Source organism: Pseudomonas sp. NPDC090752 (assembly GCF_055584805.1).
The window spans coordinates 1-22,234 of sequence record NZ_JBVJLI010000011.1 but is presented as its reverse complement, the minus strand read 5'-3'; the positions used below and the strand labels follow the sequence as shown (position 1 = coordinate 22,234).

The window sequence follows — 22,234 nt, the reverse complement described above, 5'->3', positions numbered from 1 at the left end:
ACTACCGTGAAATTCGAAGGCATCTACACCCCGGCAATCACTCCGCTGGCTGCGGACGGCTCGATCGACAAGGCAGCGTTTGCCGAGGTCCTCGAATACCTGGTCGAATCGAAAATCCACGGCGTGATCATCGGTGGTTCCACCGGTGAGTATTACGCGCACACTACCCAGGAGCGCATCGAACTGGCCGCCCAGGCCAAGGACGTGCTCAACGGCCGCCTGCCACTGATCGTCGGCACCGGTGGCATCCGCACCGAAGACGCCGTGGCGTTCGCCCAGCACGCCAAGGAAATCAAGGCCGACGCGCTGCTGGTGGGCACCCCGCCGTACGCGCTGCCGACCCAGCAGGAAATCGCCGACCACGTCAAAGCCGTCGACGCCGCCGCTGGCCTGCCGATCATGCTCTACAACTACCCAGGCCGCATGAGCGTGAGCATGGGCGAGGAATTCTTCGATGCCGTGGCTGATGTGAAGAACATCGTCGCCATCAAGGAAAGCTCCGGCGACATGGCCCAGCTGCACCGCCTGGCCATCCACCGCCCGAACATCCAGCTGTCCTGCGGCTGGGACGACCAGGCCCTGGAATTCTTCGCCTGGGGCGCACAGAGCTGGGTCTGCGCCGGTTCCAACTTCATCCCGCGCGAACACGTGGCCCTGTATGAGGCCTGCGTGATCGAGAAGGACTTCGCCAAAGGCCGCAAGATCATGAGCGCCATGATGCCGCTGATGGACTTCCTCGAAGGTGGCAAGTTCGTCCAGTCGATCAAGTACGGCGTGGCCCTCAACGGCCTGAGCACCGGTAGCGTGCGTAAGCCGCTGTCCGAGCTGGATGCCGCCGAGAAAGAAGAACTGCAGCGCGTGGTCAGCACCCTGAAGGCCACCATCGCCCAGATCAAATAAGGAGCACGCAAATGGCTGATTTGCTGAGCAAGGAACAATACGCGGCCATCGCCGCCGACCTGCAACTGCGCACCAAGGCGTTCATCGACGGTGAATTCCGCGATGCCATCTCGGGCCGCACCTTCGTCACCACCAACCCGGCTACCGGCAAGCAGCTGGCTGAGGTCGCCGCCTGTGACGTGAACGACGTGAACGTCGCCGTGGCCGCAGCCAAGCGCGTGTTCGAAGAAGGTACCTGGTCGAAGATGCAGCCGAGCGACCGCAAGCACGTGCTGCAGAAGTTCGCCCAGCTGCTCGAAGACAACGCCCACGAGTTGGCGGTACTGGAAGCGCTGGACAGCGGCAAGCCGGTCAGCGAGTGCCAGAACGTCGACGTGCCGGAAACCATCCACACCATCCGCTGGCACGCCGAGCTGATCGACAAGATCTACGACGCCACTGCCCCGACCGGCAACGCCGCCGTGACCATGGTCGTGCGCGAAGCCATCGGCGTGGTCGGCCTGGTGCTGCCGTGGAACTTCCCGCTGTTGATGCTGGCCTGGAAGATCGCCCCGTCGCTGGCCGCCGGTTGCTCGATCGTGGTCAAGCCGGCCAAGGAAACCACCCTCAGCGCGCTGCGCGTGGCGGAACTGGCCCACGAAGCCGGTATCCCGGCCGGCGTGTTCAACCTGGTGCCTGGTGGTGGCCGTGAAGTGGGCGAAGCCATCGGCCGCCACATGGACATCCCGATGGTCAGCTTCACCGGCTCCACCGACACCGGCCGCCTGTTCCTGAAGTACGCCGCCGAGTCCAACCTCAAGCGCATCGTGCTGGAACTGGGTGGCAAGAACCCAGCTGTGGTCATGAACGACTGCGAAGACTTGAACGAAGTGGCCGAGTTCGTCACGGCCGGTGCGTTCTGGAACATGGGCGAAAACTGCTCGGCTTCCTCGCGCCTGATCGTCCATAAAGACGTCAAGGACGAGCTGCTCAGCCTGATCGGCAAGCACCTCAAGGACTGGAAGTTGGGCGACCCGCTCGACCCGGAAAACCGCCTCGGCGCCATGGTCAGCAAATCGCACTTCGAGAAGGTCAAGTCGTACCTGGAATACGCCGCCGAGCACAAACTGGACGTCGTTCAAGGTGGCGAGGCCGAACAGGGCGTGTTCATTCAGCCGACCATCGTCGACAACGTCGGCCGCGATAACAAGCTGTTCATCGAGGAAATCTTCGGCCCGGTGCTGAGCGTGACCAGCTTCGAGACCATCGACGAGGCGATCGAACTGGCCAACGACACCGTCTACGGCTTGGCGGCTTCCGCCTACACCGGCAGCCTGCGCAACGCGCTGCGCCTGTCGCGTGAAATTCGCGCAGGCGTGGTCACGGTCAACTGCTTCGGCGAAGGTGATGTGAGCACGCCGTTCGGTGGCTACAAAGAGTCCGGGTTTGGTGGGCGTGACAAGTCCATCTGGGCCCATGATCAGTACACGGAGCTGAAGACCATCTGGATCAACGCGTCGTGAGCTGATTGCAGGACGGTGCTGTTCTGACGGAGCTCAGCACCCGGCCGCCCTGTGGTGACAGGGCCGGCCTCTTCGCGGGGCAAGCCCGCTCCCACAAGTACTCTACTGGCCTGAGGTCAGTGGGGCATCCTGTGGGAGCGGGCTCGCCCCGCGAAGAGGGCGGTACTGAGACCACAAGGCGGCTTTTTTGTTACTTGAACTTCGGCCCCGAGCGGGTATTCAAGCCTTTGGCCAGGCGGTCATACAGCACCACATTCACCGTCGCCGCAAGGTTCATGCAACCTTCGGTCGGGATGTAGATGGTCTCTTCACACCAGCCCCGCACCTCTTCACTCAACGAACCATCCTCAGGCCCGAAGATGTAGATGGCCCGATCCGGGTGAGTGTATTCCGGTAGCGGCCGCGCCCCATCGACCAGCTCCACGGCAACCGGCGTGCAGCCCAGGGGAATGATGCGCTGCAGGTCGTCGATGCCGATCAGCGGGATGTCGTAGTGCACACGCTTGGTGTCGGTGACGAAATCGCGCGCGCGTTCATAGCGCTTGCCGGTGTAGAACACTGAGTTGACGCCGTAGCAACCCGCTGCGCGCATGACTGAACCGACGTTCTCCGCAGACTTGGGGTTGAACAGGCCGATGCAGCTGTACCGTTTGTTTGCCACGTGCCGGGGCCCTTCGCAAAAAAAGCGCGATTATACGGGCTCGCCGGCGGCAGCGGGGGTGGTATCGACAGTCAGTCTTTTTTCAGCATGCCAGCCAAGGCGGCAAAGGGGTTGTGCGTGGCCTTGGCGATGCTCGGGGTGCTGGTGGAACCTTCGCTGAAATACTGCTGGTCGGTGTAGCGCGAGTGTTCGTTGTCGTGGCAGTACAGGCACAGCAGCTCCCAGTTGGAGCCATCCTGCGGGTTGTTGTCGTGGTTGTGGTCACGGTGGTGCACGGTCAGCTCGCTCAGGCGCTTGCCGGCGAACTCACGGGCGCAGCGGCCGCAGACGTGCGGGTACATTCTCAGGGCCTTGTCGCGGTAGCCCATTTCCTTGTCGCGCTTGGCGTCGGCGAGGATGCGGTCGAGGCGGGCGGTGGCGGCGGAAGTGGAAGCCGAACTCATGGTGTTTCCTTTGTTCTGATCAGGCAGGTGACGGTTATGCCATTGAGTCTAGCGCGCTTGCAGGGCAGGCGGACAGGCGAAAAGGTTCATAAGGGCGTAGCCTGTAGGAATGTTCAGACAGGAGGTGGCTGATGTTGCAAGCGATCCTCACCGCGCTACTGCTGGCCAGCGTGCCGTTGGCGCAGGCCGCCGGTACGCCGCCACGTATCACCACGCCGGTGCCCGGCGCGCCCGGCACTGCGACGCCCACGCCGTATCCGCAGATTACCCCGAGCACGCCCCCCAAGGCTTACGACAACCAGCCCGGCGCGCCATTATTGCCGCCGATGCCGGTGCCAGGGCCGCCCAAGGATCAGCCGTTGCCGGGGTTGCGTACGGAGCCGGCCAAGCCGGCAGGGGATGACGATTAGAGCGACAGGCGCTGGCCGTCCTGCATGCGCAGGCGTTTCGACAGCGCCACAGCCAGTGCGCGAATGATCCGCGCGGCAATGCGTGGCGCTTCGTTGAGCATCTTTTCCAGCGAGTCCTTGCCCAGGGTCAGCAGCTGGCAGTCGCTGGCGGCGACGCAGGTTGCCGAGCGACGTTCGCCGTCGAGCACGGCCATTTCGCCGAAGGCGCGGCCACTGCGCAGGGTGGCGATTTCGACTTGATTGCCATCGCCGTCGAGCTTACGGACGGAAACGACGCCTCGGTGGAGGATGCACATGAACGTGCCCGCGTCGCCTTCGTTGAAGATGGTTTCGCCCTCATCCATGGTCGTGAGGCTGAAGTACCCAGCGGCGGTGAGGCAGTCGCTGGGCTGGAACGTGTCGAACAGGCCGCAGTCCATGAGCATGTCGCGGATTTCGGCGCTGAGGTGGGTTGGGTCGGGCATGTGTTGTTCTTCGTGTTGTCCGGTATCTGTTGAGCACCTCACCCCCTTGTGGGAGCAGAGGTGGTCTTTGCTAATGATGCGAGACCACTAAGACAACAGGAAACGCGTTTTACACCACGCCCAGCTCACCCAATACGAACGCATATTCCAACGCCACATCCCGCAGCCCCTGGTAACGCCCGCTCATCCCGCCATGCCCAGCCCCCATTTCGGTCTTGAGCAGCAGCAGGTTGCCGTCGGTCTTGCGCGTACGCAGGCGCGCCACCCATTTGGCCGCTTCCCAATACTGCACGCGGCTGTCGTTGTAACCGGCCACCACCAGCATGGCCGGGTAAGGCTGGGCGCTGACGTTTTCATACGGCGCGTAGGCCTTGATCCGCTCATACACCTCGGGCGCTTGCGGGTTGCCCCATTCGTCGTACTCGGTGACGGTCAGCGGCAGATCGGGGTCGAGCATGGTGTTGAGCACATCGACGAACGGCACCTCGGCGACCGCGCAGTGGAACAGCTCAGGGCGCAGGTTGAGCACCGCGCCGATCAGCAGGCCGCCAGCGCTGCCACCACTGATGGCCAGGCGGTCGGAAGCCGTCACGCCCTTGGCGATCAGGTGCTCGGCGCAGGCGATGAAATCGCTGAAGGTGTTGTGTTTGTGTTCCTGCTTGCCAGCCCGATACCAGGCCTCACCCAGCTCACCGCCGCCGCGCACATGGGCAATGGCAAAGCCCACGCCGCGTTGCAGCAGGCTCAGGCGGGCGTGCGAGAACCACGGGTCGAGGCTTTCGCCATAGGCGCCGTAGCCGTACAGGTAGAGGGGGACGGTCTTGCCGAGGTCCTGCTTGCGGCGTACCAGGCTGATCGGCACCTGGGTACCGTCCGCAGCGGTGGCCCACAGGCGCTCGCTGACATAGTCGTCGGCATCGAAGTCGCCCAGCACCGGGGTTTGCTTTAGCACCACCTGCGCGCCGCTGGCCAGGTCCAGCTGACGCACCTGGGCGGGGCGGTTGAGCGCCTCGTAGCGTAGGCGCACGCGGCGGCTGGCGAATTCCAGGCTGTCCTGCACGTACAGGCTGTAGGCGGCGTCCGGCAGTTCGACACGGTAGGCCGGCAGGCCTTGCGGGCGTACCTCGATGATTGGCAGGCCGCCTTCGCGCAGGCTCAAGCTGAGGGCGCCGGCATTCAGGCTGAGGCCTTCGAGCATGATGTCGTCGCGGTGCTGCACCAGCACTTGCCACTGCTCGCGTGTTGGCACTCGATCTGCCGGGGTTTGGTACAGCGCGAAGTTGATGCCGTCCTGGTTGCTGCGGATGAACCAGCGCCACTGGCCATCGAGCTGGCCGTGGTCGGGGAAGTATTCGTGGCCTTCGACACGCGGGGCCAGGCAGGTGAAATCTGCCAGCGGCGTCTCGGCGTCCAGCACCCAGGCTTCGCTGGTGGTCTTGCTGTTGAGCAGCAGCACCAGCTGTTTTTCCGAGCTTGAGCGGTAGCAGTGCAGGAAGAAGCGGCCATCGGCCTCTTCGAACACCGTGAACGCGTCGGCCTCGCCCAGGGTATGGCGGCGCAGGCGCCAGGGCCGGTGAGTGTCGTCCAGCTCGGCGAAGAACAGCGTGCGGCTGTCGTTGGCCCAGGTCAGGCTGCCGTCGCAGTCATCGAAAGGCAGGGTGGTGACGATGCCGCTGCTCAGGTCCTTGATGTACAGGGTGTAGATTTCGTCGCCGCTGGTGTCGAGGCTGTAGGCCAGCAGGCGATGGTCGGGGCTGATATTGAATGCACCTAGCGCCAGAAAGCCGCCGTTGGCCAGGGCGTTGGGGTCGAGCAGCAGCTGTTCCTGGCTTTCGTCCACGGTGTTGGAATCGTCCGCCGGACGGGGGCAGCGGTAATGGCGCGGGTATTCGTCGCCCGCCGTGGTGCGGGTGTAATACAGGTACGGGCCCCAGGGCGATGGCAGCGACAGGTCGGTTTCGAGGATACGGCCCTTGATCTCTTCGAACAGTTGCTCGCGCAGCGGCGCCTGATTGGCCAGGCAAGCTTCCTGATAGGCGTTCTCCGCCTGCAGGTAGTCGAGCACTTCAGGGGTGTCGCGCTGTTGCAGCCAGGCGTAGGGGTCGGCGGCCTGGTCCTGGCGGGCGATGGGAGGCTGGAGCGCGTTGGGCATCGGGGATCTCTTGGCTAGGGGGCGCCTGCGCCCGGAAAAGTGTTTATCATAGGCAACTCTTTGCCTGGCTTGCACGAACACCATGACCGAGAACGACTATACCCTCGCCTGGGGCCTCTACGCCGTTGCTGCCCTGGGTTGCATCTGGGTGGGTTTTAAACTCACCGGCTGGATGTGGCGCTGGCTGCGTGAGCCGCTGCGGGTGATCCTCGCGGTCCTGCTGTTGACCCCGACCGTGGTCGACCCGGGCAAGGACGCCATGGCCCCGGCCGTGGCCATCACCGCCCTGGACGTCGCCTTCAAGGTCGGCAACAACGCCTGGCGCGCCGTGTCCGACTTCGCCATGTATGGCCTGATCGCCTTTGGCCTGTACCTCGCCTTCGTGCTGCTGCGTTGGCCGCTGGAAAAGCGTGCCCGCGAGCGCCGTGAACAGGCCGAGGCCGCCGCCAAGCGCCAGGCTGCCGAGGATGAGGCCGTTGCCGTCGATTCCCCGCTGGCCGGCGAACGCCGCGATCGTTACCGCAACGACCCGCCGCCTGCCGCGCCCGTCGGCGGCCGGGTCGAGCCACGTCTGTAAGCCGGGAGGCCACCATGTGCGAACTGCTGGGCATGAGCGCCAACGTCCCCACCGACATCGTCTTCAGCTTCACCGGCCTGATGCAGCGCGGCGGACGAACCGGCCCGCACCGTGACGGCTGGGGCATCGGCTTCTACGAGGGCCGCGGCCTGCGCCTGTTCCAGGACCCGGCGGCGAGCAGCGAATCGGAAGTGGCCAACCTGGTGCAGCGTTACCCGATCAAGAGTGAAGTGGTGATCGGCCACATCCGCCAGGCCAACGTCGGCCGGGTGTGCCTGTCCAACACACATCCGTTCGTCCGCGAAATGTGGGGCCGCAACTGGTGCTTCGCGCACAACGGCCAGCTCGGCGAGTTCAAGGGCCAAGCGACGTTCTACCGGCCTATCGGCGACACCGACAGCGAAGCCGCATTCTGCGACCTGCTCAACCGCATCCGTGCCGCTTTCCCGGAACCGGTGGAAGTGGAAGAGCTGCTGCCGGTGCTGGTCGAAGCCTGTGACGAATATCGCGGCAAAGGCGTTTTCAATTGCCTGCTCAGCGATGGCGACTGGCTGTTCTGCTTCTGCTCGACCAAGCTGGTACACATTACCCGTCGCGCGCCGTTTGGCGCCGCGCGGTTGAAGGATGTCGACCTGATCGTCGATTTTCACACCGAAACCACCCCCAATGACGTGGTCACGGTGATTGCCACCGAGGCCTTGACCGAGAACGAGACCTGGCGGCGCTACGAGCCCGGCCAATGGGCGTTGTGGCGGCACGGCGAGTGCGTTGTGCAAGGCCAGAGCTAAGGACGCTGCATGTTCAGAAGTTACCTGCGGTTGCTGCTGTTCACCTTCGGCCTGCTGGCCGGTATCCAGGTGCCTGGGCTGGTCAAGGACTACAGCCAGCGGGTCGAGGCACACCTGTTCGAATCGCGCCAGGCGCTCGATGGCTTCAAGCAGACCGCCGAGCGCTTCTTCAAGGGTGACCTGCAGGCCCTGCTGCGGCACTATCGCAGCAGTGACGATCCGGTGTTCAACAGCGATGCCAACAGCATCGAGAGCCTGATGATCCGCAACCAGTTGCTGGAAAACGAGTGGCAGGCGCTGCAGGGGTCGTGGGTGACTACGACCTGGCATGTGCTGGTGCAGCCGGATCCGCAACTGCGGGAAGAGACGCTCAAGGGCTACAGCTACCAGATTTTGCTGGTGCCGGAGGCGATCGGCTGGGGCGTTGGCGCGGGGTTTGTGCTGGCGTTCGTGGTCGAGAGCCTGTTGCTGGGGATTGGCTGGGTGATTCTGGGTGGGCGGCGCAAGGCGGTGAAAGAGAGCTGGCGCTGAGGCCCTTTCGCGGGCAAGCCCCTCCCACAGGTACAGCGCAGTTCTTGAGATCAGTGCCAAACCTGTGGGAGCGGGCTTGCCCGCGAATGGGCCGGCACAGGCTCTGTAGATTCCTTAGACCAACACAATCCGCTGCCCACCCACATCCCGCGCATACCGCTCCAGCACCTGCCGGCAAACGCCAACCACCTCGTCCACCAGCGCCACGCCAGTCTGCCAGGCCACCACCAACTCCAGGCTCGGCGGCGGTTGCAGGCCCTCCAGTAGCACTAGCTCACCACGGCTCAATTCGGCATCCACCAATGCCGGTGGCAGCGCGCCAATGCCAAAGCCATCACGCAGCAGGCGGGTAATCGCCGCCACCGAGTTCACGCAGTTCAGTCTTGGATTTTCGACTCCCGCGCTTTGCAGCAGGCTGAGCACTTCCTGATGCGGCCGGGAGTTCTTCGAGAAGGTGACGATCCGCTCACGCGCAAGCTCGGCCAGCGAAGCGTAGTCACGGTGCTGGGCGCCGCCTGCAGCCACCACCCAGCCCATGGGGTAGCGCGCCAGGTCGTGGCTACGGATCGATTGCTCGCGCAGCAGGTCGGTCTGCAGGATCACGTCCAGAAAGCCTTTTTGCAGCTGTTCGCGCAAATTCAGCGCCGTATCGGCCACCAGCTCGATTTCCACCTGCGGGTAACGCTCGCTCAGCTCGGCCACCAGTGCGCTCATCCAGGTATGGATCACTGTGTCCATCACGCCCAGGCGGATGCGCCCGACCTTGGCCCGGTCGCTGTCCAGTGACTGCTTCATGGCCTTGGCGGTATCGAGCATGCGCTCGGCATACTCCAGCACCTTGCTGCCCTCCGGGGTCAGGCTGACGCCGCGCGAATCGCGCAGCAGCAGCTTGACCCCAAGGTCGGCCTCCAGCGCGGCGATGCGGCTGGAGACCGAGGCCTGGGTGGTGAACAATTTCTCGGCGGTGAGGCGGAAGCTCTTGAGCCGGGCGACCCACACGAAGGTTTCGAGGAAGCGAAGGTTCATGATCAGTTTTTCTTGTTCCAGACCGGCGGTTTTTCTCGTTGGACGCAGCTGGCGTGGGCTCTGAACATGACGCTCAGGCCGCGACGCCAGACGTCGCCCATAAAACAATACCAACAAGCCGAGGCAAGCATGAACCCAAGCGGCGTGCAGCAACAGGTGCAATCACCACCTTCGACCGGGCCATTCGCCTGGTACCGCGACATCGACTCCCAGCAACGACGTACGTTCTGGAGCTGCAAGATTGGCTATGGCCTGGATGGCATGGACACACAGATGCTCAGTTTCGTCATCCCCACGTTGATCATGCTGTGGGGCATCAGCACCACCGAGGCCGGGCTGATCCACACCAGCACGCTGATCGCCTCGGCCATCGGTGGCTGGGTCGCCGGCATCCTGTCCGACCGCATCGGTCGCGTGCGCACGCTGCAGCTGACGGTGCTGTGGTTCGCCTTCTTCACCTTCCTTTGCGGCTTCGCGCAAAACTACGAGCAGCTGTTGATCGCCCGCACCCTGATGGGCTTCGGCTTTGGCGGCGAATGGACCGCTGGTGCGGTGCTGATTGGCGAAGTGATCCGCGCCCAGGACCGTGGCAAGGCGGTGGGGATGGTGCAGTCGGGCTGGGCTATCGGCTGGGGTCTGACAGCGATCCTGTACGCGCTGTTGTTCTCCTGGCTGCCGCCGGAGCAGGCCTGGCGGGCGTTGTTCCTGCTGGGGCTGGTGCCGGCGATCTTCGTGATCTTCGTCCGCCGCCTGGTCAAGGATCCCGAGGTCTATCGAGAAGCCAAGGCCGTGGAAAACGCCGAGGCGCCTGCGCAGTTCTATGAGATTTTCGCCCCCGGCCTGCTGTGGACCACGGTGCGTGCTTCGTTGCTGACCACCGGTGCGCTGGGCGGCTACTACGCCATCACCTCGTGGCTCCCGACCTTCCTCAAGAACGAGCGCGGCTTGAGCGTGTTGGGCACGGGCGGCTACCTGGCGATGGTGATCGTCGGTTCCTACTTTGGCTACGTGGTAAGCGCTTATCTTTCCGACCTTCTGGGCCGCAAGAAGAACTTTATCCTGTTCGCCGTCGGCTCGTTCATCATTGTGCTGCTGTACACGCAAATGCCGGTCAGCGACGGCGTCATGCTGTGGCTGGGCTTCCCGCTGGGCTTCTTCGCCTCGGGTATTTTCAGCGGCATGGGCGCTTTTCTCACCGAACTGTTCCCCACCCGCATCCGCGGTTCGGGGCAAGGCTTTTGCTACAACATCGGCAAGATCTTCGCGGCGATGTTCCCATTGTTGATCGGCGTACTGGGCCAGAAGATTCCGCTGGGCCTGAGCATTGGCGGCTTTGCCGCCGTCTCGTATGGCGTGGTGATTCTGGCGGCCCTGAGCCTGCCGGAAACCCGTGGCAAACACCTCCAGGCGCGCTAGGGTAGGCACATGAACATCGACACAGGAGCACGCCAGGTGAACCGCCTGCTACTCAATTGCGACATGGGCGAAAGTTTCGGCAGCTGGCGCATGGGCCTGGATGCCGAGGTGATGCCTTACATCGATTGCGCCAACATCGCTTGCGGCTACCATGCCGGTGACCCCGGCACCATGCGCCGCACCGTGGCCCTGGCACTGCAGCACGGCGTGACCATTGGCGCCCATCCGGCCTACCCGGATCTGGTCGGCTTCGGCCGCCGTTCCATGGCCTGCAGCAACGAGGAAATACGCGATTTGCTGCACTACCAGATCGGCGCGCTGGACGGCATCTGCAAGGTGCTCGGCGGCCGTGTGGCCTACGTCAAACCCCATGGTGCGCTGTACAACGACATGATGGCCGACCCGCTGAAGTTGCGTACCGTGCTTGAAGCCGTGGCGGCCTATGGCAGCGATTTACCACTGATGCTGATGGCCACTGCGGACAACAGCCCAGCCCAGGCGCTGGGCGATGAAGTCGGCGTACCGCTGTGGTTCGAGGCGTTTGCCGACCGCGCCTACACCGCCAGCGGCCACCTGGTGTCGAGGCGCCAACCCGGCGCGGTGCACCATGAGCCCGCCCTGGTGATCGAACAGGCACTGCGCCTGGCCAAGGGTGAAACCCTGGTGGCGGACGACGGCAGCGCGCTGCACCTGCACGCCAGCACCTTGTGCGTGCACGGCGACAACGACAGCTCAGTGGCGGCGGTACGGCAGATTCGGCAGGCCCTCGATGCACTGGAGTCCGCATGAGGACCCGCATCGAGGTGGTCGCCATCGACAGCCTGATGGTGCGCCTGTTCGACGCCATCGACGAGGCCAACATGCCGTGGATGCTCGCCGCCAGCCAGCGCCTGAGCGCCGCGTTCGGCGAGCATCTGGTAGACCTGGTGCCGTCCTACACCACGCTGATGGTGCAGTTCGACATGCCGCCAGGGCAGGCGCGGGCGCTGATCGTCCAGGCATTGGAAGGGCTGCAGCCCGACACCGGCAGCGGCGGTCGCCTGCATGAGGTTGCCGTGTGGTACGACGCCAGTGTCGGCCCTGAACTGCCCGTGCTGGCGGCGCGCAGCGGCTTGAGTGAGCAAGAAGTCATCCGCCTGCACAGCGAGCGTGAATACCCGGTGTTCGCGCTGGGTTTCGCCCCTGGCTTCGGTTTCATGGGGTTGGTGGACGAGCGGCTGGCATCGCCGCGCCTGAGCACACCACGCAAGCGCGTGGCGGCCGGTAGCGTCGGCATTGCCGAGCGCCAGACAGCGGCCTACCCGGCGGTTTCGCCGGGCGGCTGGAACCTGATCGGGCGTACCCCGGTACGCCTGTTCGACCGCGAACGTGAGGGTTACAGCTTGTTGCAACCGGGCGACCGGGTGCGCTTCGTGGCGGTTTCTCGGGCCGAATTCGTGGCCCTGGGCGGCGATGTGGAGGCGCAGGTATGAAGCAATTGCAGATCGAGGCGAGTACCGCCTTGTGCCAGCTGCAGGACGCCGGACGTTTTGGCGTGCGCCACCTGGGTGTGACCCAGGGCGGGGCGCTGGATTGGGTGGCGATGCATTGGGCCAACTGGCTGCTGGGCAACCCGCTGGGTGCGCCGGTAGTCGAGGTGGCGCTGGGTGGCTTCACGGCTGTGGCCGAGCAGGATTGCGTACTGGCCCTGGCTGGCGCCGACCTGGATGCGCGGGTCGATGACCAGCCCTTGGCGCCTTGGCGCAGCTTTGCCTTGGCCAAGGGCCAGCGGCTGACCTTGAAGCTGCCGAAGCAGGGCGTGCGAGCCTATCTTGCGGCGCCGGGCGGGTTTCAGGGGGAGGCAGTGCTGGGCAGCTGTGCCACTGTCGTGCGTGAAGCGCTCGGTGGCATCGATGGCCGGGGTGTGGCCTTGGGCAAAGGGCAGTTGGTGGGTTTTGCCGGCGAGCAGCAGGTTTTGCGCGAAGTGCCCGAGGCAATGCGACCGGTTTACCTGCAAAAGCCAACGCTCGACCTGGTGATGGGCGCTCAGATCGGTGATTTCAGCGGCATCAGCCTGTTCGAGGCGTTCAACAGTGACTGGACGTTGGACAGTCGTGCCGACCGCATGGGTACCCGTTTGCTCGGGCCGCAGTTGGTCTATCAGGGCGCGCCGATGATTTCCGAAGGGATTGCGCTGGGGGCGGTGCAGGTGCCGCCGGATGGTCAGCCGATCGTGTTGCTCAATGACCGCCAGACCATTGGTGGGTATCCGCGGCTGGGGGCATTGACGCCATTGGCGCTGGCGCAATTGGCCCAGTGCATGCCGGGGGCGGCGGTGCGGTTCAGGGCGGTGGAGCAGGACGAGGCTTGGCGGGAGCAGCAGGTGTATCTGCACCGTTGGCGGTGAGGCTACTGGCCTCTTCGCGGGGCAAGCCCGCTCCCACAGGGTCACCAACGACCGCCCCTGTGGAGCGGGCTTGCCCCGCGAAGAGGCCGGCTCAGGCGACATCACTTGGACAGATAGCGCATCCCATCCTCCAACCCCTGCAAGGTCAGCGGATACATCTTGTCCTCGATCAAATCCCGCACCAGGTGGGTCGACGCCGTGTACTCCCAGGCCTGCTTCGGATAAGGGTTGATCCAGATGATCTTCTTGAATTTCTCCATGAAGCGCTGAATCCACACATACCCGGCTTCTTCGTTCCAGTGCTCGACGCTACCACCCGGCTGGGTGATCTCGTAGGGCGCCATGGCCGCGTCACCGACGAACACCACTTTGTAGTCGTCGCCGTACTTGTGCAGCAGGTCAAAGGTGGAGAAGCGTTCCGACGTCCGTCGCAGGTTGTTCTTCCACACCGACTCGTAGACGCAGTTGTGGAAGTAGTAATACTCCAGGTGCTTGAACTCGGTCTTGCAGGCCGAGAACAGCTCTTCGCAGACTTTGACGTGGGCATCCATCGAACCGCCGATGTCGAACAGCAACAGCAGCTTCACCGTGTTGCGCCGCTCGGGGCGCATCTGGATGTTCAAGAGCCCTGCGTCACGCGCGGTATGGTCGATGGTGCCGTCGATGTCCAGCTCTTCGGCGGCACCTTCGCGGGCGAACTTGCGCAACCGGCGCAGGGCCAGCTTGATGTTGCGCGTGCCCAGCTCGACCTGGTCGTCGAGGTTCTTGTACTCGCGCTGGTCCCAGACTTTGACCGCCTTGCCCTGGCGTTTGCCGGCCTCGCCGACGCGGATGCCCTCGGGGTTGAAGCCGCCCGAGCCGAACGGGCTGGTGCCGCCGGTGCCGATCCACTTGTTGCCGCCGGCGTGGCGTTCTTTCTGCTCTTCGAGGCGTTTCTTGAATGCCTCGATGAGCTTGTCCAGGCCGCCCAGCGACTGGATCTGCGCCCGCTCTTCATCGCTGAGCGAACGCTCGAATTCCTTGCGCAGCCAGTCTTCGGGGATCAGCGCTTCCAGGTGCCGATCGAGGTTTTCCAGGCCCTTGAAGTAAGCAGAAAACGCCCGGTCGAACTTGTCGAAATGGCGCTCGTCCTTCACCAGGATCGCCCGGGCCAGGTAGTAGAATTCGTCCATGTCGGCGAACACCACGCGCTGCTGCAGGGCATTGAGCAGGTCGAGCAGCTCGCGTACCGACACCGGCACCTTGGCCGCGCGCATTTCGTTGAACAGGTTGAGCAGCATGGCCGGCTCCTGTCAGCGGTTGCCGCGCCGGCTCATGAAGGCCAGGCGCTCAAGCAACTGCACGTCCTGTTCGTTCTTCACCAGGGCGCCGGCCAGGGGCGGGATGGCCTTGGTCGGGTCGCGCTCGCGCAGCACCGCTTCGCCGATGTTGTCGGCCATCAGCAGCTTGAGCCAGTCAACCAGCTCGGAGGTGGAGGGCTTTTTCTTCAGGCCGGGCACCTTGCGCACGTCGAAGAACACGTCCAGCGCCTCGCTGACCAGCGATTGCTTGATGTTCGGGTAGTGCACGTCGACGATCTGCTGCAGGGTGTCGCGGTCGGGGAAGGCGATGTAGTGGAAGAAGCAGCGGCGCAGGAAGGCGTCGGGCAGCTCTTTTTCGTTGTTCGAGGTAATGATGATGATCGGGCGCTGCTTGGCCTTGATGGTCTCGTCGATTTCGTAGACGTAGAACTCCATCTTGTCGAGTTCCTGCAACAGGTCGTTGGGGAACTCGATGTCGGCCTTGTCGATCTCGTCGATCAGCAGGATGACGCGCTCTTCGGCCTCGAAGGCTTCCCAGAGCTTGCCCTTTTTCAGGTAGTTGCGCACGTCGTGGACTTTTTCGGTGCCCAGCTGCGAATCGCGCAGGCGGCTGACCGCGTCGTACTCGTACAGGCCCTGGTGGGCCTTGGTGGTGGACTTGATGTGCCAGGTGATCAGCCGCGCGCCGAACGAGGCCGCGAGCTGTTCGGCGAGCATGGTCTTGCCGGTGCCGGGCTCGCCCTTGACCAGCAGCGGGCGTTCGAGGGTGATGGCCGCGTTGACCGCCAGTTTCAGGTCGTCTGTGGCGACGTAGTCGCGGGTGCCTTCGAACTTCATCGGGATTGTCCTCTGTGGGGTGTCAGTGTCGGCCCCTTCGCGGGCAAGCCTGCTCCCACAGTTAATGCACAGCCCTCAAGAACTGTGGGGTACCTGTGGGAGCGGGCTTGTCCGCGAAGAGGCCGGCCCAGGCAATACATGATTGTCGGTTGTCAGCGACTATACCCCGGCCCCAGGCAGCTGCAAACGCAGACCGGGTATTCAGTCCCTGAATGGCCCGTCACGCACATTCAGTCCGAATCCGGCTTAGGCTGTTCATACCGTGCATTGAACGCCTGAACAAACCCATTGCGCAAAATCTGTAGAAACGCCTCGAAGGCGCTGATGTCCTGCTGGTGCACGCTGCCGCTGAGCTCCACGCGGGTGGCGAACTGGTTTTTCGGCTGGTTCTTCAACACCGTCTCACTGGCCCCGACCAACGCCTCCCACACCGAACGGAAGAATCCCTTGTTCTTGTTTTCGACGTCCTGCTGCCAGTTGAACACGTCGACATCGCGCAGCAGTGGCTTGATATAGCCATTGAGCCGGCCCTTTTCCGCCTGCGCCTCGATCACTACATCGCCGTGGCCGGCGTTGAAGTCGAACTTGCCATAGGCACTGGCGAAGTCGTTGAGCCGGCGCAGTTCGATACCGGTGGCGCGCAGGCGGAACTGGAAGTCGTCGAAGTCGCTGAACGGGTCGAAGGTGGCGCGGCTCTCGACCTTGGCGTCGCCCAGCAGCAGGGCGTTGGCCTCGAAACTGGCGTCGCGCCGGCCTTTTTCGTCGCGCACGTTGGTCAGGTTGCGGATGTTGGCGTCCAGGCGGGTCGCCTTGAGGTCCACGGGGGGCTTGGAGTTGAAGTTGCGGAAGGTCAGCGTGCCGTTGTCTATCCGGACTTCGTTGAGGGTGATCGGCAGCAACTTTTCCAGCTGCTGGCGCCAATCGGTGCCGCGACCGGTCTGTGAGGCCTGCTTGCTACCGCCGTCGACGAAGTTCAGCTCGGGCCGAACGAAGGTCACTTCGGCCACCACGGCCTGGTCGTACCACAGTGAATGCCAGCTCACCGACAGGTCGATCAGCGGAGCGTCGAGCAACGGCACCGGCACCTTGCCGGTTGTCTTGACGATCTTCAGGCCGTTGATCTGGTAGGCGCCGCGCCACCAGGCCAGGTCCACATCAGTGACCTGGCCACGGTATTCACCCATGTCCGCCAGCTTGTCATTGAGGTAGTCGCGCACCAGGTAAGGCAGCGCCAGGTGCAGGGCCACCAGCAGCACGACCAGGCTGGCCAGGCCGACCAGCGGCCAGCGGTAGCGGGCTTTCATCGCGGTGTTCTCCTAAGCGGGTTGTGCGGTTGACCGCAGGCCGCCTGGGCGAGTTCGAACGGGCTTTACGGGCCAACGGGGCAGGCTTACCCTTTAAGTCTTTCCCTGCTATTTCATGCCAAGGACCCTGCCATGAGCCGTATCTACGCAGACAACGCCCATTCCATCGGCAACACGCCGCTGGTGCAGATCAACCGCATCGCCCCGCGCGGGGTGACCATCCTGGCCAAGATCGAGGGGCGCAACCCGGGCTATTCGGTCAAGTGCCGGATCGGCGCGAACATGGTCTGGGAGGCCGAAAGCAGCGGCAAGCTCAAGCCTGGCATGACCATTGTAGAGCCGACCTCGGGTAACACCGGCATCGGCCTGGCATTCGTCGCCGCCGCCCGTGGCTACAAATTGATGCTGACCATGCCAGCGTCGATGAGCCTGGAGCGACGCAAGGTGCTCAAGGCCCTCGGTGCCGAGCTGGTGCTGACCGACCCGGCCAAGGGCATGAAAGGTGCAATCGAGAAGGCCAACGAGATCGTCGCCTCCGATCCTGCGCAGTACTTCCTGCCGGGCCAGTTCGAAAACCCGGCCAACCCGGCCATCCATGAGAAGACCACCGGCCCGGAAATCTGGAACGATACCGACGGCGCGGTCGACGTGCTGGTCGCTGGCGTCGGCACCGGCGGCACCATCACCGGTGTGTCGCGCTACATCAAGCACACCCAGGGCAAGTCGATCCTGTCGGTGGCGGTGGAGCCGGTGTCTTCGCCGCTGATCAGCCAGACCCTGGCCGGCGAAGAACTCAAGCCCAGCCCGCACAAGATCCAGGGCATCGGCGCCGGCTTCGTGCCGAAGAACCTCGATTTGTCGATCGTCGACCAGGTCGAGACCGTGACCGACGAAGAATCCAAGGCCATGGCCATTCGCCTGATGCAGGAAGAGGGCATTCTTTGCGGCATTTCCTGTGGCGCGGCGATGGCTGCAGCGGTGCGCCTGGCGGAAAAACCGGAAATGCAGGGTAAGACCATCGTCGTAATCCTGCCCGACTCCGGCGAGCGCTACCTGTCGAGCATGCTCTTCAGCGACCTGTTCAGCGAGCAGGAAAACCAGCAGTAATCAGCCTTGGCGCTGATCCGGCGCAACATTCGCCGGCCTGGTTTATTGCAAAATCTTCATGAGTGAGATCCCGCCCCGGTGGTTTGTACCGGGGCGGGATGGGTTTATGATGGCCGGATGATTTTTCTGGGGGCAGGCAGCGCTGGCCTGCTTCCCTTCAAAGGAGTGTTGCATGACCTTTTCCTTCGTCGCCAAGGCGGGTGTCCTGCTGGTGTTTTTCGGCAGCGTGCTCTATGTGCACCTGCGCGGCAAGGCACGCCTGCCGGTGCTGCGCCAGTTCGTCAACCATTCGGCCCTGTTCGCACCGTACAACAGCCTGATGTACCTGTTCTCCGGCGTGCCGTCCAAGCCCTACCTGGACCGCCAGCGCTTCCCGGAGCTGGATGTGCTCAAGGACAACTGGCAGGTGATCCGCGAAGAGGCCATGCGCCTGTTCGACGAGGGCTACATCCGCGCCGCCGAGAAGGACAACGACGCAGGCTTCGGATCGTTCTTCAAGAAGGGCTGGAAGCGCTTTTACCTGAAGTGGTACGACAAACCGCTGCCGTCGGCCGAGACGCTGTGCCCGAAGACCGTCGAACTGGTCAGCAGCATCCCCAACGTCAAGGGGGCGATGTTCGCCCTGCTGCCCGGTGGCAGCCACCTGAACCCGCACCGCGACCCGTTCGCCGGCTCCCTGCGCTACCACCTGGGCCTGTCGACGCCTAACTCCGACGATTGCCGCATCTACGTCGACGGCCAGGTCTACGCCTGGCGTGATGGCGAAGACGTGATGTTCGACGAGACCTACGTGCACTGGGTGAAGAACGAAACCGACGTCACCCGAGTGATCCTGTTCTGCGACATCGAGCGCCCGCTGAGCAGCCCGCTGATGACTCGCATCAATCGAAAGGTCAGCGCCTTCCTCGGCCGCGCCACCGCGCCGCAGAACACCGACGACGAGCGCGTGGGTGGGATCAACCAGGCGTATGCCTGGAGCAAGCGCTTCAGCAACAAGATCAGCACCCGTGTGAAGCAGTTCAAGCGCGCCAATCCCAAGGCCTACCGCATCCTGCGGCCGGTGCTGGCGGTGGTGGTGGCTTATCTGCTGTATCACTGGTTGTTCTAAAGCAGGTTCGGCCTCTTCGCGGGGCAAGCCCGCTCCCACAGGGATCACCATACCTCCTGTGGGAGCGGGCTTGCCCCGCGAAGAAACCACCGCTATAGTCCAAACCATTCACTTCATCAAAAGCCCCGATCATGCCAGCCATCCCTTCCACCACATGCTTTGCCTTCGCGCCAGTCGCGGGCACGGTCGTGCGTGGCAGCCAGCAGCCGGCCATGATCAGTCATTACCCCCCACCTGTCAGTGGTGTCGTAGGCGGCGTCGCTCCGCCTCCTTGCGTGGTCGCACACGCAACCTACTGAATACGGTCGGCTACTTCCTCTACTGAAGTACACGCCCACCGTTCGGCTTATCTGCCCGAATACAGGTGCATGCATGTCTGTCTTATCCAAAACCTCCGTGGCCTCGGCGGCCACCACCAGCCTGTTCGTCCTGCTCTGGAGCAGCGGCGCTATCGTTTCCAAACTTGGCTTGGCCCATGCCAGCCCCTTCGCCTTTCTGCTGCTGCGCTCAGCGCTGGCACTGACCGGGCTGTTGCTGATTGGCCCATTGCTGGGGCTGCGCTGGCCACGCACGCGGGGTGCGATTTTGCGGGCTCTGGGCACCGGCTGCGTGCTGCTCGGCGCCTACCAGATCTTCTACCTGCTGGCGCTCAATACCCATGTCACCCCTGGCGTAATGGCCACGGTGATGGGGGTGCAACCGATCCTTACCGTGGTGCTGATGGAGCGCCAGCGCTCCTGGAGTCGGCTGTTCGGCCTGGGCCTTGGGCTTGGCGGGCTGGTGATGGTGGTCTACCAGGGCATCAACCTCGGCGGCGTGTCGCTGGCTGGGATGCTGTTTGCCTTGCTGGCGCTGGCCAGCATGACCTTCGGCTCGATCCTGCAGAAGCGCATCACCGACAACCCCATGGGCACGCTGCCCCTGCAGTACCTGGCGGGGTTTGCCCTGTGCGCGGTGTTCGCGCCGTTGCAACCGATGCACGTCGAATGGAACGCCAGCTTTGTCGGGGCGCTGCTGTGGATGGGGCTGGTGGTGTCCTTGCTGGCGACGTTGCTGCTTTATCGACTGATCGCCAAAGGTAACCTGGTCAACGTCACCAGCCTGTTCTACCTGGTGCCGGCGGTGACCGCGGTGATGGATTTCCTGATCTTCGGTAACCGCCTGGCACCGCTCAGCCTGTTGGGCATGGGGTTGATCGTGGTCGGGTTGCTGTTCGTGTTCCGCAAACCGGCGGCACGCTTGGCCCAGGCGTAGGCGCTTAGCGAAATTCTTCGGGGATGGCGTGGCGCAGCACGCCTTCCTCGAAGTCCAGGTTGCCGGCTTCGCGCTGGGTCAGCAGGTAGTAGAGCAGGGTGTCAAGTGAACGCGAAGGCGGGACTTCGACGGCCAGCATTCTGACTGCCTTTTCGACTACGCAGGGACAGCCGAAATCCTCGAGTGCAGCGCGCACCTGCTCCAGGTCGCCTGCGGCTTTCACCAGAACCCGGAACACCGAAGCCCCGCCGCTTTGTCGCAGGCTGTCGAACCAGGATTGCTCGCCGTCTTCACGGATGCTGATGATGTCGCCGGGTGCGATGCCGTAGGCATAGAAGGGGGTGCTCTCGACCTGGTAGCCGGCTGCGGTGGGCTTTGCCCAGAGGCCTTCGACCGACGCCGGTGGGTAGCCTTGGGCGTCTTGCTCCAGGCGCCAGAGCACGATCTTGTAGTCGGAGGACATGGGGCGTTTTAGGTCGTGGGGGCCGGTCATGGTAATGCGATTTGGCTGTGATGTCTGTACCGGCCCCACAAAGGTTCAGAAGTAATAGCCAATGTTGATATTGGTCCGGTAATACCAGTCATTGCTCCCCACCGAGCTGGTACTGGTCCAGCCGGTACCGTTCTCTGCCCCACCAAAGGGGTTGGCATTGCGCGCCCAGGTCAGGTCGACCCAGGCCATGATCGGCATCGCCAGGAACTGCGCGCCGACGGTGAACATCTGTGAGTCGTCCCAGCCATGCTCATCCTTCATCATCCGGCTGTAGTCGGTGTAGAGCTTGATCTTCTTCAACTGCCCAAGCCTCGGTGTGAACACGTCATAGCCAACGTTGACCGCGCCGATGGTCGCCTTTGCGGCGATAAGGTACGCCGGGGTCAAGCCGTTGCCGCCCATCAGCACCGCGTTGCCGCTGACGCCGGTCGGGTTCTTCGGGTCGTATTCATAACGGATTGCCTGGCCCGTCACTGTCCACGGGCCTTTGTTGAACAGCGCGTGCACACCGCCAGCCCAGTAGTCGCCATCGTCACGGGTGGTGGCGTTATACAGTTCGGCGGCGGCCAGCGAAGCGCCGAGCTCGGTCTTCCAGCCATCGCCAGTGAAGGTGCGGGCGACGCGGGCGTTGACCTGGTTGCGCTTTTCGTTGTCCTGGCGCGACTGGGTGAAGGGCACTGCGTTGTCGTCGAGATCGGCATAGCGCCCGACTTCCGGCGAATAGCGCAGGCTCGACGGCAACATGCGGGGGAAGTAGCCCAGTTGCAGGTCCCAGTGGGCGTCCTTGTAGCTGTACTTCAGCCCCGTACCGGCGCTGACGCCGTAACCCATGAAGAAGGGTATGTGGTAGCTCCAGCCGAATTGCGGGTAGGGTTCCAGCCCGAACGGCTTGAACGGCGCGCCGAGTTGCAGGTTGGCCTGCGGGCTGAAGCGGTAGCCGATGTAGCCGCGGTCGATGGAGCGTTTGCCGTCGTCCTGGAACCAGTAGCCGACATCGCTGAACAGCTGGCGGTGGCTGGCCTGGACGTCCAGGCGGAAGGTATCGAAGAGCATGCGGCCGTTGTTTTCGGTGGTGTCCCAGTGTTCGTCGCGGTAGTTGACGCGCAGGGCACCGCCGACATCCAGGCTGCTCTGGCCGTCGTCGCTGCGCCAGGCGATGTGCGGGAAGGGCTTTTTCGAGGTGGGTGGCTGGTCCGGGGCGGCGGGGCCGGGTTCGGAGGCGACGCTGGTGCAACTGCAGACGAGCAGACCGAGGGTGATCAGGTATCTGTTCATGTTGTGCCCTGCAAGGTTGGGGAGTTTTCGCGGGCAGCAGCGGGCCGTCATCCCATCAAGGGATGTTTCGGAAGTCTCGGCTGGCTGAATGCGGAAAACTGGGGGTGGTTTTTATTGTTTTAGGGTGTCAGTGCCGGCCTCTTCGCGGGGCAAGCCCGCTCCCACAGGTACTGTACAAGCCTTGAACTCTGTGGGAGCGGGCTTGCCCCGGGTACAAACCGAAGACATCGTTTACATTTCAAACCGGGGACATTGTTTACAGGCTAATACGCATGATCAGGAGGTATTTGATCATGCCC

General features: G+C 63.5%; 23 protein-coding genes. 13 read left to right on the top strand and 10 right to left on the bottom strand.

Going from position 1 to position 22,234, the window contains the following annotated elements:
- Positions 1 to 6 precede the first annotated feature (6 nt).
- Together ACZ6YA_RS15895 and ACZ6YA_RS15890 are read left to right on the top strand one after the other, a co-directional pair.
- The gene (locus tag ACZ6YA_RS15895; RefSeq protein WP_465898069.1) at positions 7 to 900 is read left to right on the top strand and encodes a dihydrodipicolinate synthase family protein; all 894 of its coding nucleotides are present in this window, start codon (positions 7 to 9) and stop codon (positions 898 to 900) included.
- Between the two features lie 11 nt (positions 901 to 911).
- A complete protein-coding gene (locus ACZ6YA_RS15890) occupies positions 912 to 2,402 on the top strand; it encodes an aldehyde dehydrogenase (RefSeq protein ID WP_465898068.1) in 1,491 nt (496 codons plus the stop codon).
- Positions 2,403 to 2,592: 190 nt separating this feature from the next.
- Here ACZ6YA_RS15890 and ACZ6YA_RS15885 read toward each other — a convergent pair whose 3' ends face one another.
- Together ACZ6YA_RS15885 and ACZ6YA_RS15880 are read right to left on the bottom strand one after the other, a co-directional pair.
- Positions 2,593 to 3,063, bottom strand: coding sequence for an RNA methyltransferase (locus ACZ6YA_RS15885; RefSeq protein WP_060510325.1), 471 nt, complete (start codon positions 3,061 to 3,063; stop codon positions 2,593 to 2,595).
- 71 nt (positions 3,064 to 3,134) lie between these two features.
- The gene (locus ACZ6YA_RS15880) at positions 3,135 to 3,506 is read right to left on the bottom strand and encodes a YajD family HNH nuclease (RefSeq protein WP_176517065.1); all 372 of its coding nucleotides are present in this window, start codon (positions 3,504 to 3,506) and stop codon (positions 3,135 to 3,137) included.
- 131 nt (positions 3,507 to 3,637) lie between these two features.
- Between ACZ6YA_RS15880 and ACZ6YA_RS15875 the strand changes: the two genes are divergently transcribed.
- Positions 3,638 to 3,916, top strand: a complete 279-nt coding sequence (locus tag ACZ6YA_RS15875; protein ID WP_465898067.1) for a hypothetical protein — start codon at positions 3,638 to 3,640, stop codon at positions 3,914 to 3,916.
- Here ACZ6YA_RS15875 and ACZ6YA_RS15870 read toward each other — a convergent pair.
- Together ACZ6YA_RS15870 and ACZ6YA_RS15865 are read right to left on the bottom strand one after the other, a co-directional pair.
- Positions 3,913 to 4,380, bottom strand: coding sequence for a Crp/Fnr family transcriptional regulator (locus ACZ6YA_RS15870; protein WP_465898066.1), 468 nt, complete (start codon positions 4,378 to 4,380; stop codon positions 3,913 to 3,915). The genes ACZ6YA_RS15875 and ACZ6YA_RS15870 overlap by 4 nt on opposite strands.
- Positions 4,381 to 4,489: 109 nt before the next feature.
- Complete coding sequence (locus ACZ6YA_RS15865) at positions 4,490 to 6,532, bottom strand: S9 family peptidase (protein ID WP_465898065.1); 2,043 nt, start codon at positions 6,530 to 6,532, stop codon at positions 4,490 to 4,492.
- A gap of 82 nt (positions 6,533 to 6,614) precedes the next feature.
- On the opposite strand from ACZ6YA_RS15865, the gene ACZ6YA_RS15860 reads away from it, so the two are divergent.
- The 3 genes from ACZ6YA_RS15860 to ACZ6YA_RS15850 are packed head-to-tail and all read left to right on the top strand — an operon-like array spanning position 6,615 to position 8,428.
- A complete protein-coding gene (locus ACZ6YA_RS15860) occupies positions 6,615 to 7,109 on the top strand; it encodes an MFS transporter (RefSeq protein ID WP_465898064.1) in 495 nt (164 codons plus the stop codon).
- Positions 7,110 to 7,123: 14 nt separating this feature from the next.
- Positions 7,124 to 7,897 carry a class II glutamine amidotransferase gene (locus ACZ6YA_RS15855; RefSeq protein WP_465898063.1) on the top strand — a complete coding sequence of 258 codons (774 nt, stop codon included), beginning with the start codon at positions 7,124 to 7,126 and terminating at the stop codon, positions 7,895 to 7,897.
- A gap of 9 nt (positions 7,898 to 7,906) precedes the next feature.
- Positions 7,907 to 8,428, top strand: coding sequence for a DUF2937 family protein (locus tag ACZ6YA_RS15850; protein ID WP_465898062.1), 522 nt, complete (start codon positions 7,907 to 7,909; stop codon positions 8,426 to 8,428).
- Between the two features lie 114 nt (positions 8,429 to 8,542).
- Here the strand turns inward: ACZ6YA_RS15850 and ACZ6YA_RS15845 are convergent, their stop codons facing one another.
- Positions 8,543 to 9,454, bottom strand: a complete 912-nt coding sequence (locus ACZ6YA_RS15845) for a LysR family transcriptional regulator (protein WP_465898061.1) — start codon at positions 9,452 to 9,454, stop codon at positions 8,543 to 8,545.
- Between the two features lie 129 nt (positions 9,455 to 9,583).
- On the opposite strand from ACZ6YA_RS15845, the gene ACZ6YA_RS15840 reads away from it, so the two are divergent.
- Genes ACZ6YA_RS15840 through ACZ6YA_RS15825 form a run of 4 tightly spaced genes read left to right on the top strand, consistent with a single transcriptional unit; the run spans position 9,584 to position 13,256 of the window.
- Positions 9,584 to 10,870 carry an MFS transporter gene (locus ACZ6YA_RS15840; protein WP_465898060.1) on the top strand — a complete coding sequence of 429 codons (1,287 nt, stop codon included), beginning with the start codon at positions 9,584 to 9,586 and terminating at the stop codon, positions 10,868 to 10,870.
- A 9-nt stretch (positions 10,871 to 10,879) separates the two neighbouring features.
- The gene (locus ACZ6YA_RS15835) at positions 10,880 to 11,659 is read left to right on the top strand and encodes a 5-oxoprolinase subunit PxpA (RefSeq protein ID WP_465898059.1); all 780 of its coding nucleotides are present in this window, start codon (positions 10,880 to 10,882) and stop codon (positions 11,657 to 11,659) included.
- The gene (gene pxpB, locus ACZ6YA_RS15830; RefSeq protein ID WP_465898058.1) at positions 11,656 to 12,342 is read left to right on the top strand and encodes a 5-oxoprolinase subunit PxpB; all 687 of its coding nucleotides are present in this window, start codon (positions 11,656 to 11,658) and stop codon (positions 12,340 to 12,342) included. The genes ACZ6YA_RS15835 and pxpB overlap by 4 nt, the downstream gene beginning before the upstream one ends.
- The gene (locus ACZ6YA_RS15825) at positions 12,339 to 13,256 is read left to right on the top strand and encodes a 5-oxoprolinase subunit C family protein (protein ID WP_465898057.1); all 918 of its coding nucleotides are present in this window, start codon (positions 12,339 to 12,341) and stop codon (positions 13,254 to 13,256) included. The genes pxpB and ACZ6YA_RS15825 overlap by 4 nt, the downstream gene beginning before the upstream one ends.
- A gap of 101 nt (positions 13,257 to 13,357) precedes the next feature.
- Here ACZ6YA_RS15825 and ACZ6YA_RS15820 read toward each other — a convergent pair whose 3' ends face one another.
- The 3 genes from ACZ6YA_RS15820 to ACZ6YA_RS15810 all read right to left on the bottom strand — a co-directional run bounded on the left by ACZ6YA_RS15820 (position 13,358) and on the right by ACZ6YA_RS15810 (position 16,698).
- A complete protein-coding gene (locus ACZ6YA_RS15820) occupies positions 13,358 to 14,536 on the bottom strand; it encodes a vWA domain-containing protein (protein WP_465898056.1) in 1,179 nt (392 codons plus the stop codon).
- A 12-nt stretch (positions 14,537 to 14,548) separates the two neighbouring features.
- Positions 14,549 to 15,394 (bottom strand): AAA family ATPase, encoded by an 846-nt coding sequence (locus tag ACZ6YA_RS15815; protein WP_012315697.1) that lies wholly within the window; start codon positions 15,392 to 15,394, stop codon positions 14,549 to 14,551.
- Positions 15,395 to 15,624: 230 nt separating this feature from the next.
- Positions 15,625 to 16,698 (bottom strand): AsmA family protein, encoded by a 1,074-nt coding sequence (locus ACZ6YA_RS15810; protein WP_465898055.1) that lies wholly within the window; start codon positions 16,696 to 16,698, stop codon positions 15,625 to 15,627.
- Positions 16,699 to 16,830: 132 nt separating this feature from the next.
- Here ACZ6YA_RS15810 and cysK point away from each other — a divergent pair, with 132 nt between their 5' ends.
- From cysK to ACZ6YA_RS15795, 3 genes are all read left to right on the top strand, one after another.
- A complete protein-coding gene (cysK, locus tag ACZ6YA_RS15805; protein WP_465898054.1) occupies positions 16,831 to 17,805 on the top strand; it encodes a cysteine synthase A in 975 nt (324 codons plus the stop codon).
- A 172-nt stretch (positions 17,806 to 17,977) separates the two neighbouring features.
- Positions 17,978 to 18,913, top strand: a complete 936-nt coding sequence (locus ACZ6YA_RS15800) for an aspartyl/asparaginyl beta-hydroxylase domain-containing protein (protein ID WP_387528766.1) — start codon at positions 17,978 to 17,980, stop codon at positions 18,911 to 18,913.
- Between the two features lie 372 nt (positions 18,914 to 19,285).
- A complete protein-coding gene (locus ACZ6YA_RS15795; protein WP_465898053.1) occupies positions 19,286 to 20,167 on the top strand; it encodes a DMT family transporter in 882 nt (293 codons plus the stop codon).
- Positions 20,168 to 20,171: 4 nt separating this feature from the next.
- Here the strand turns inward: ACZ6YA_RS15795 and ACZ6YA_RS15790 are convergent, their stop codons facing one another.
- Positions 20,172 to 20,630, bottom strand: a complete 459-nt coding sequence (locus ACZ6YA_RS15790; protein ID WP_465898052.1) for a DUF4265 domain-containing protein — start codon at positions 20,628 to 20,630, stop codon at positions 20,172 to 20,174.
- A 75-nt stretch (positions 20,631 to 20,705) separates the two neighbouring features.
- Positions 20,706 to 21,935 (bottom strand): hypothetical protein, encoded by a 1,230-nt coding sequence (locus ACZ6YA_RS15785; protein WP_465898051.1) that lies wholly within the window; start codon positions 21,933 to 21,935, stop codon positions 20,706 to 20,708.
- Positions 21,936 to 22,234 lie beyond the last annotated feature (299 nt).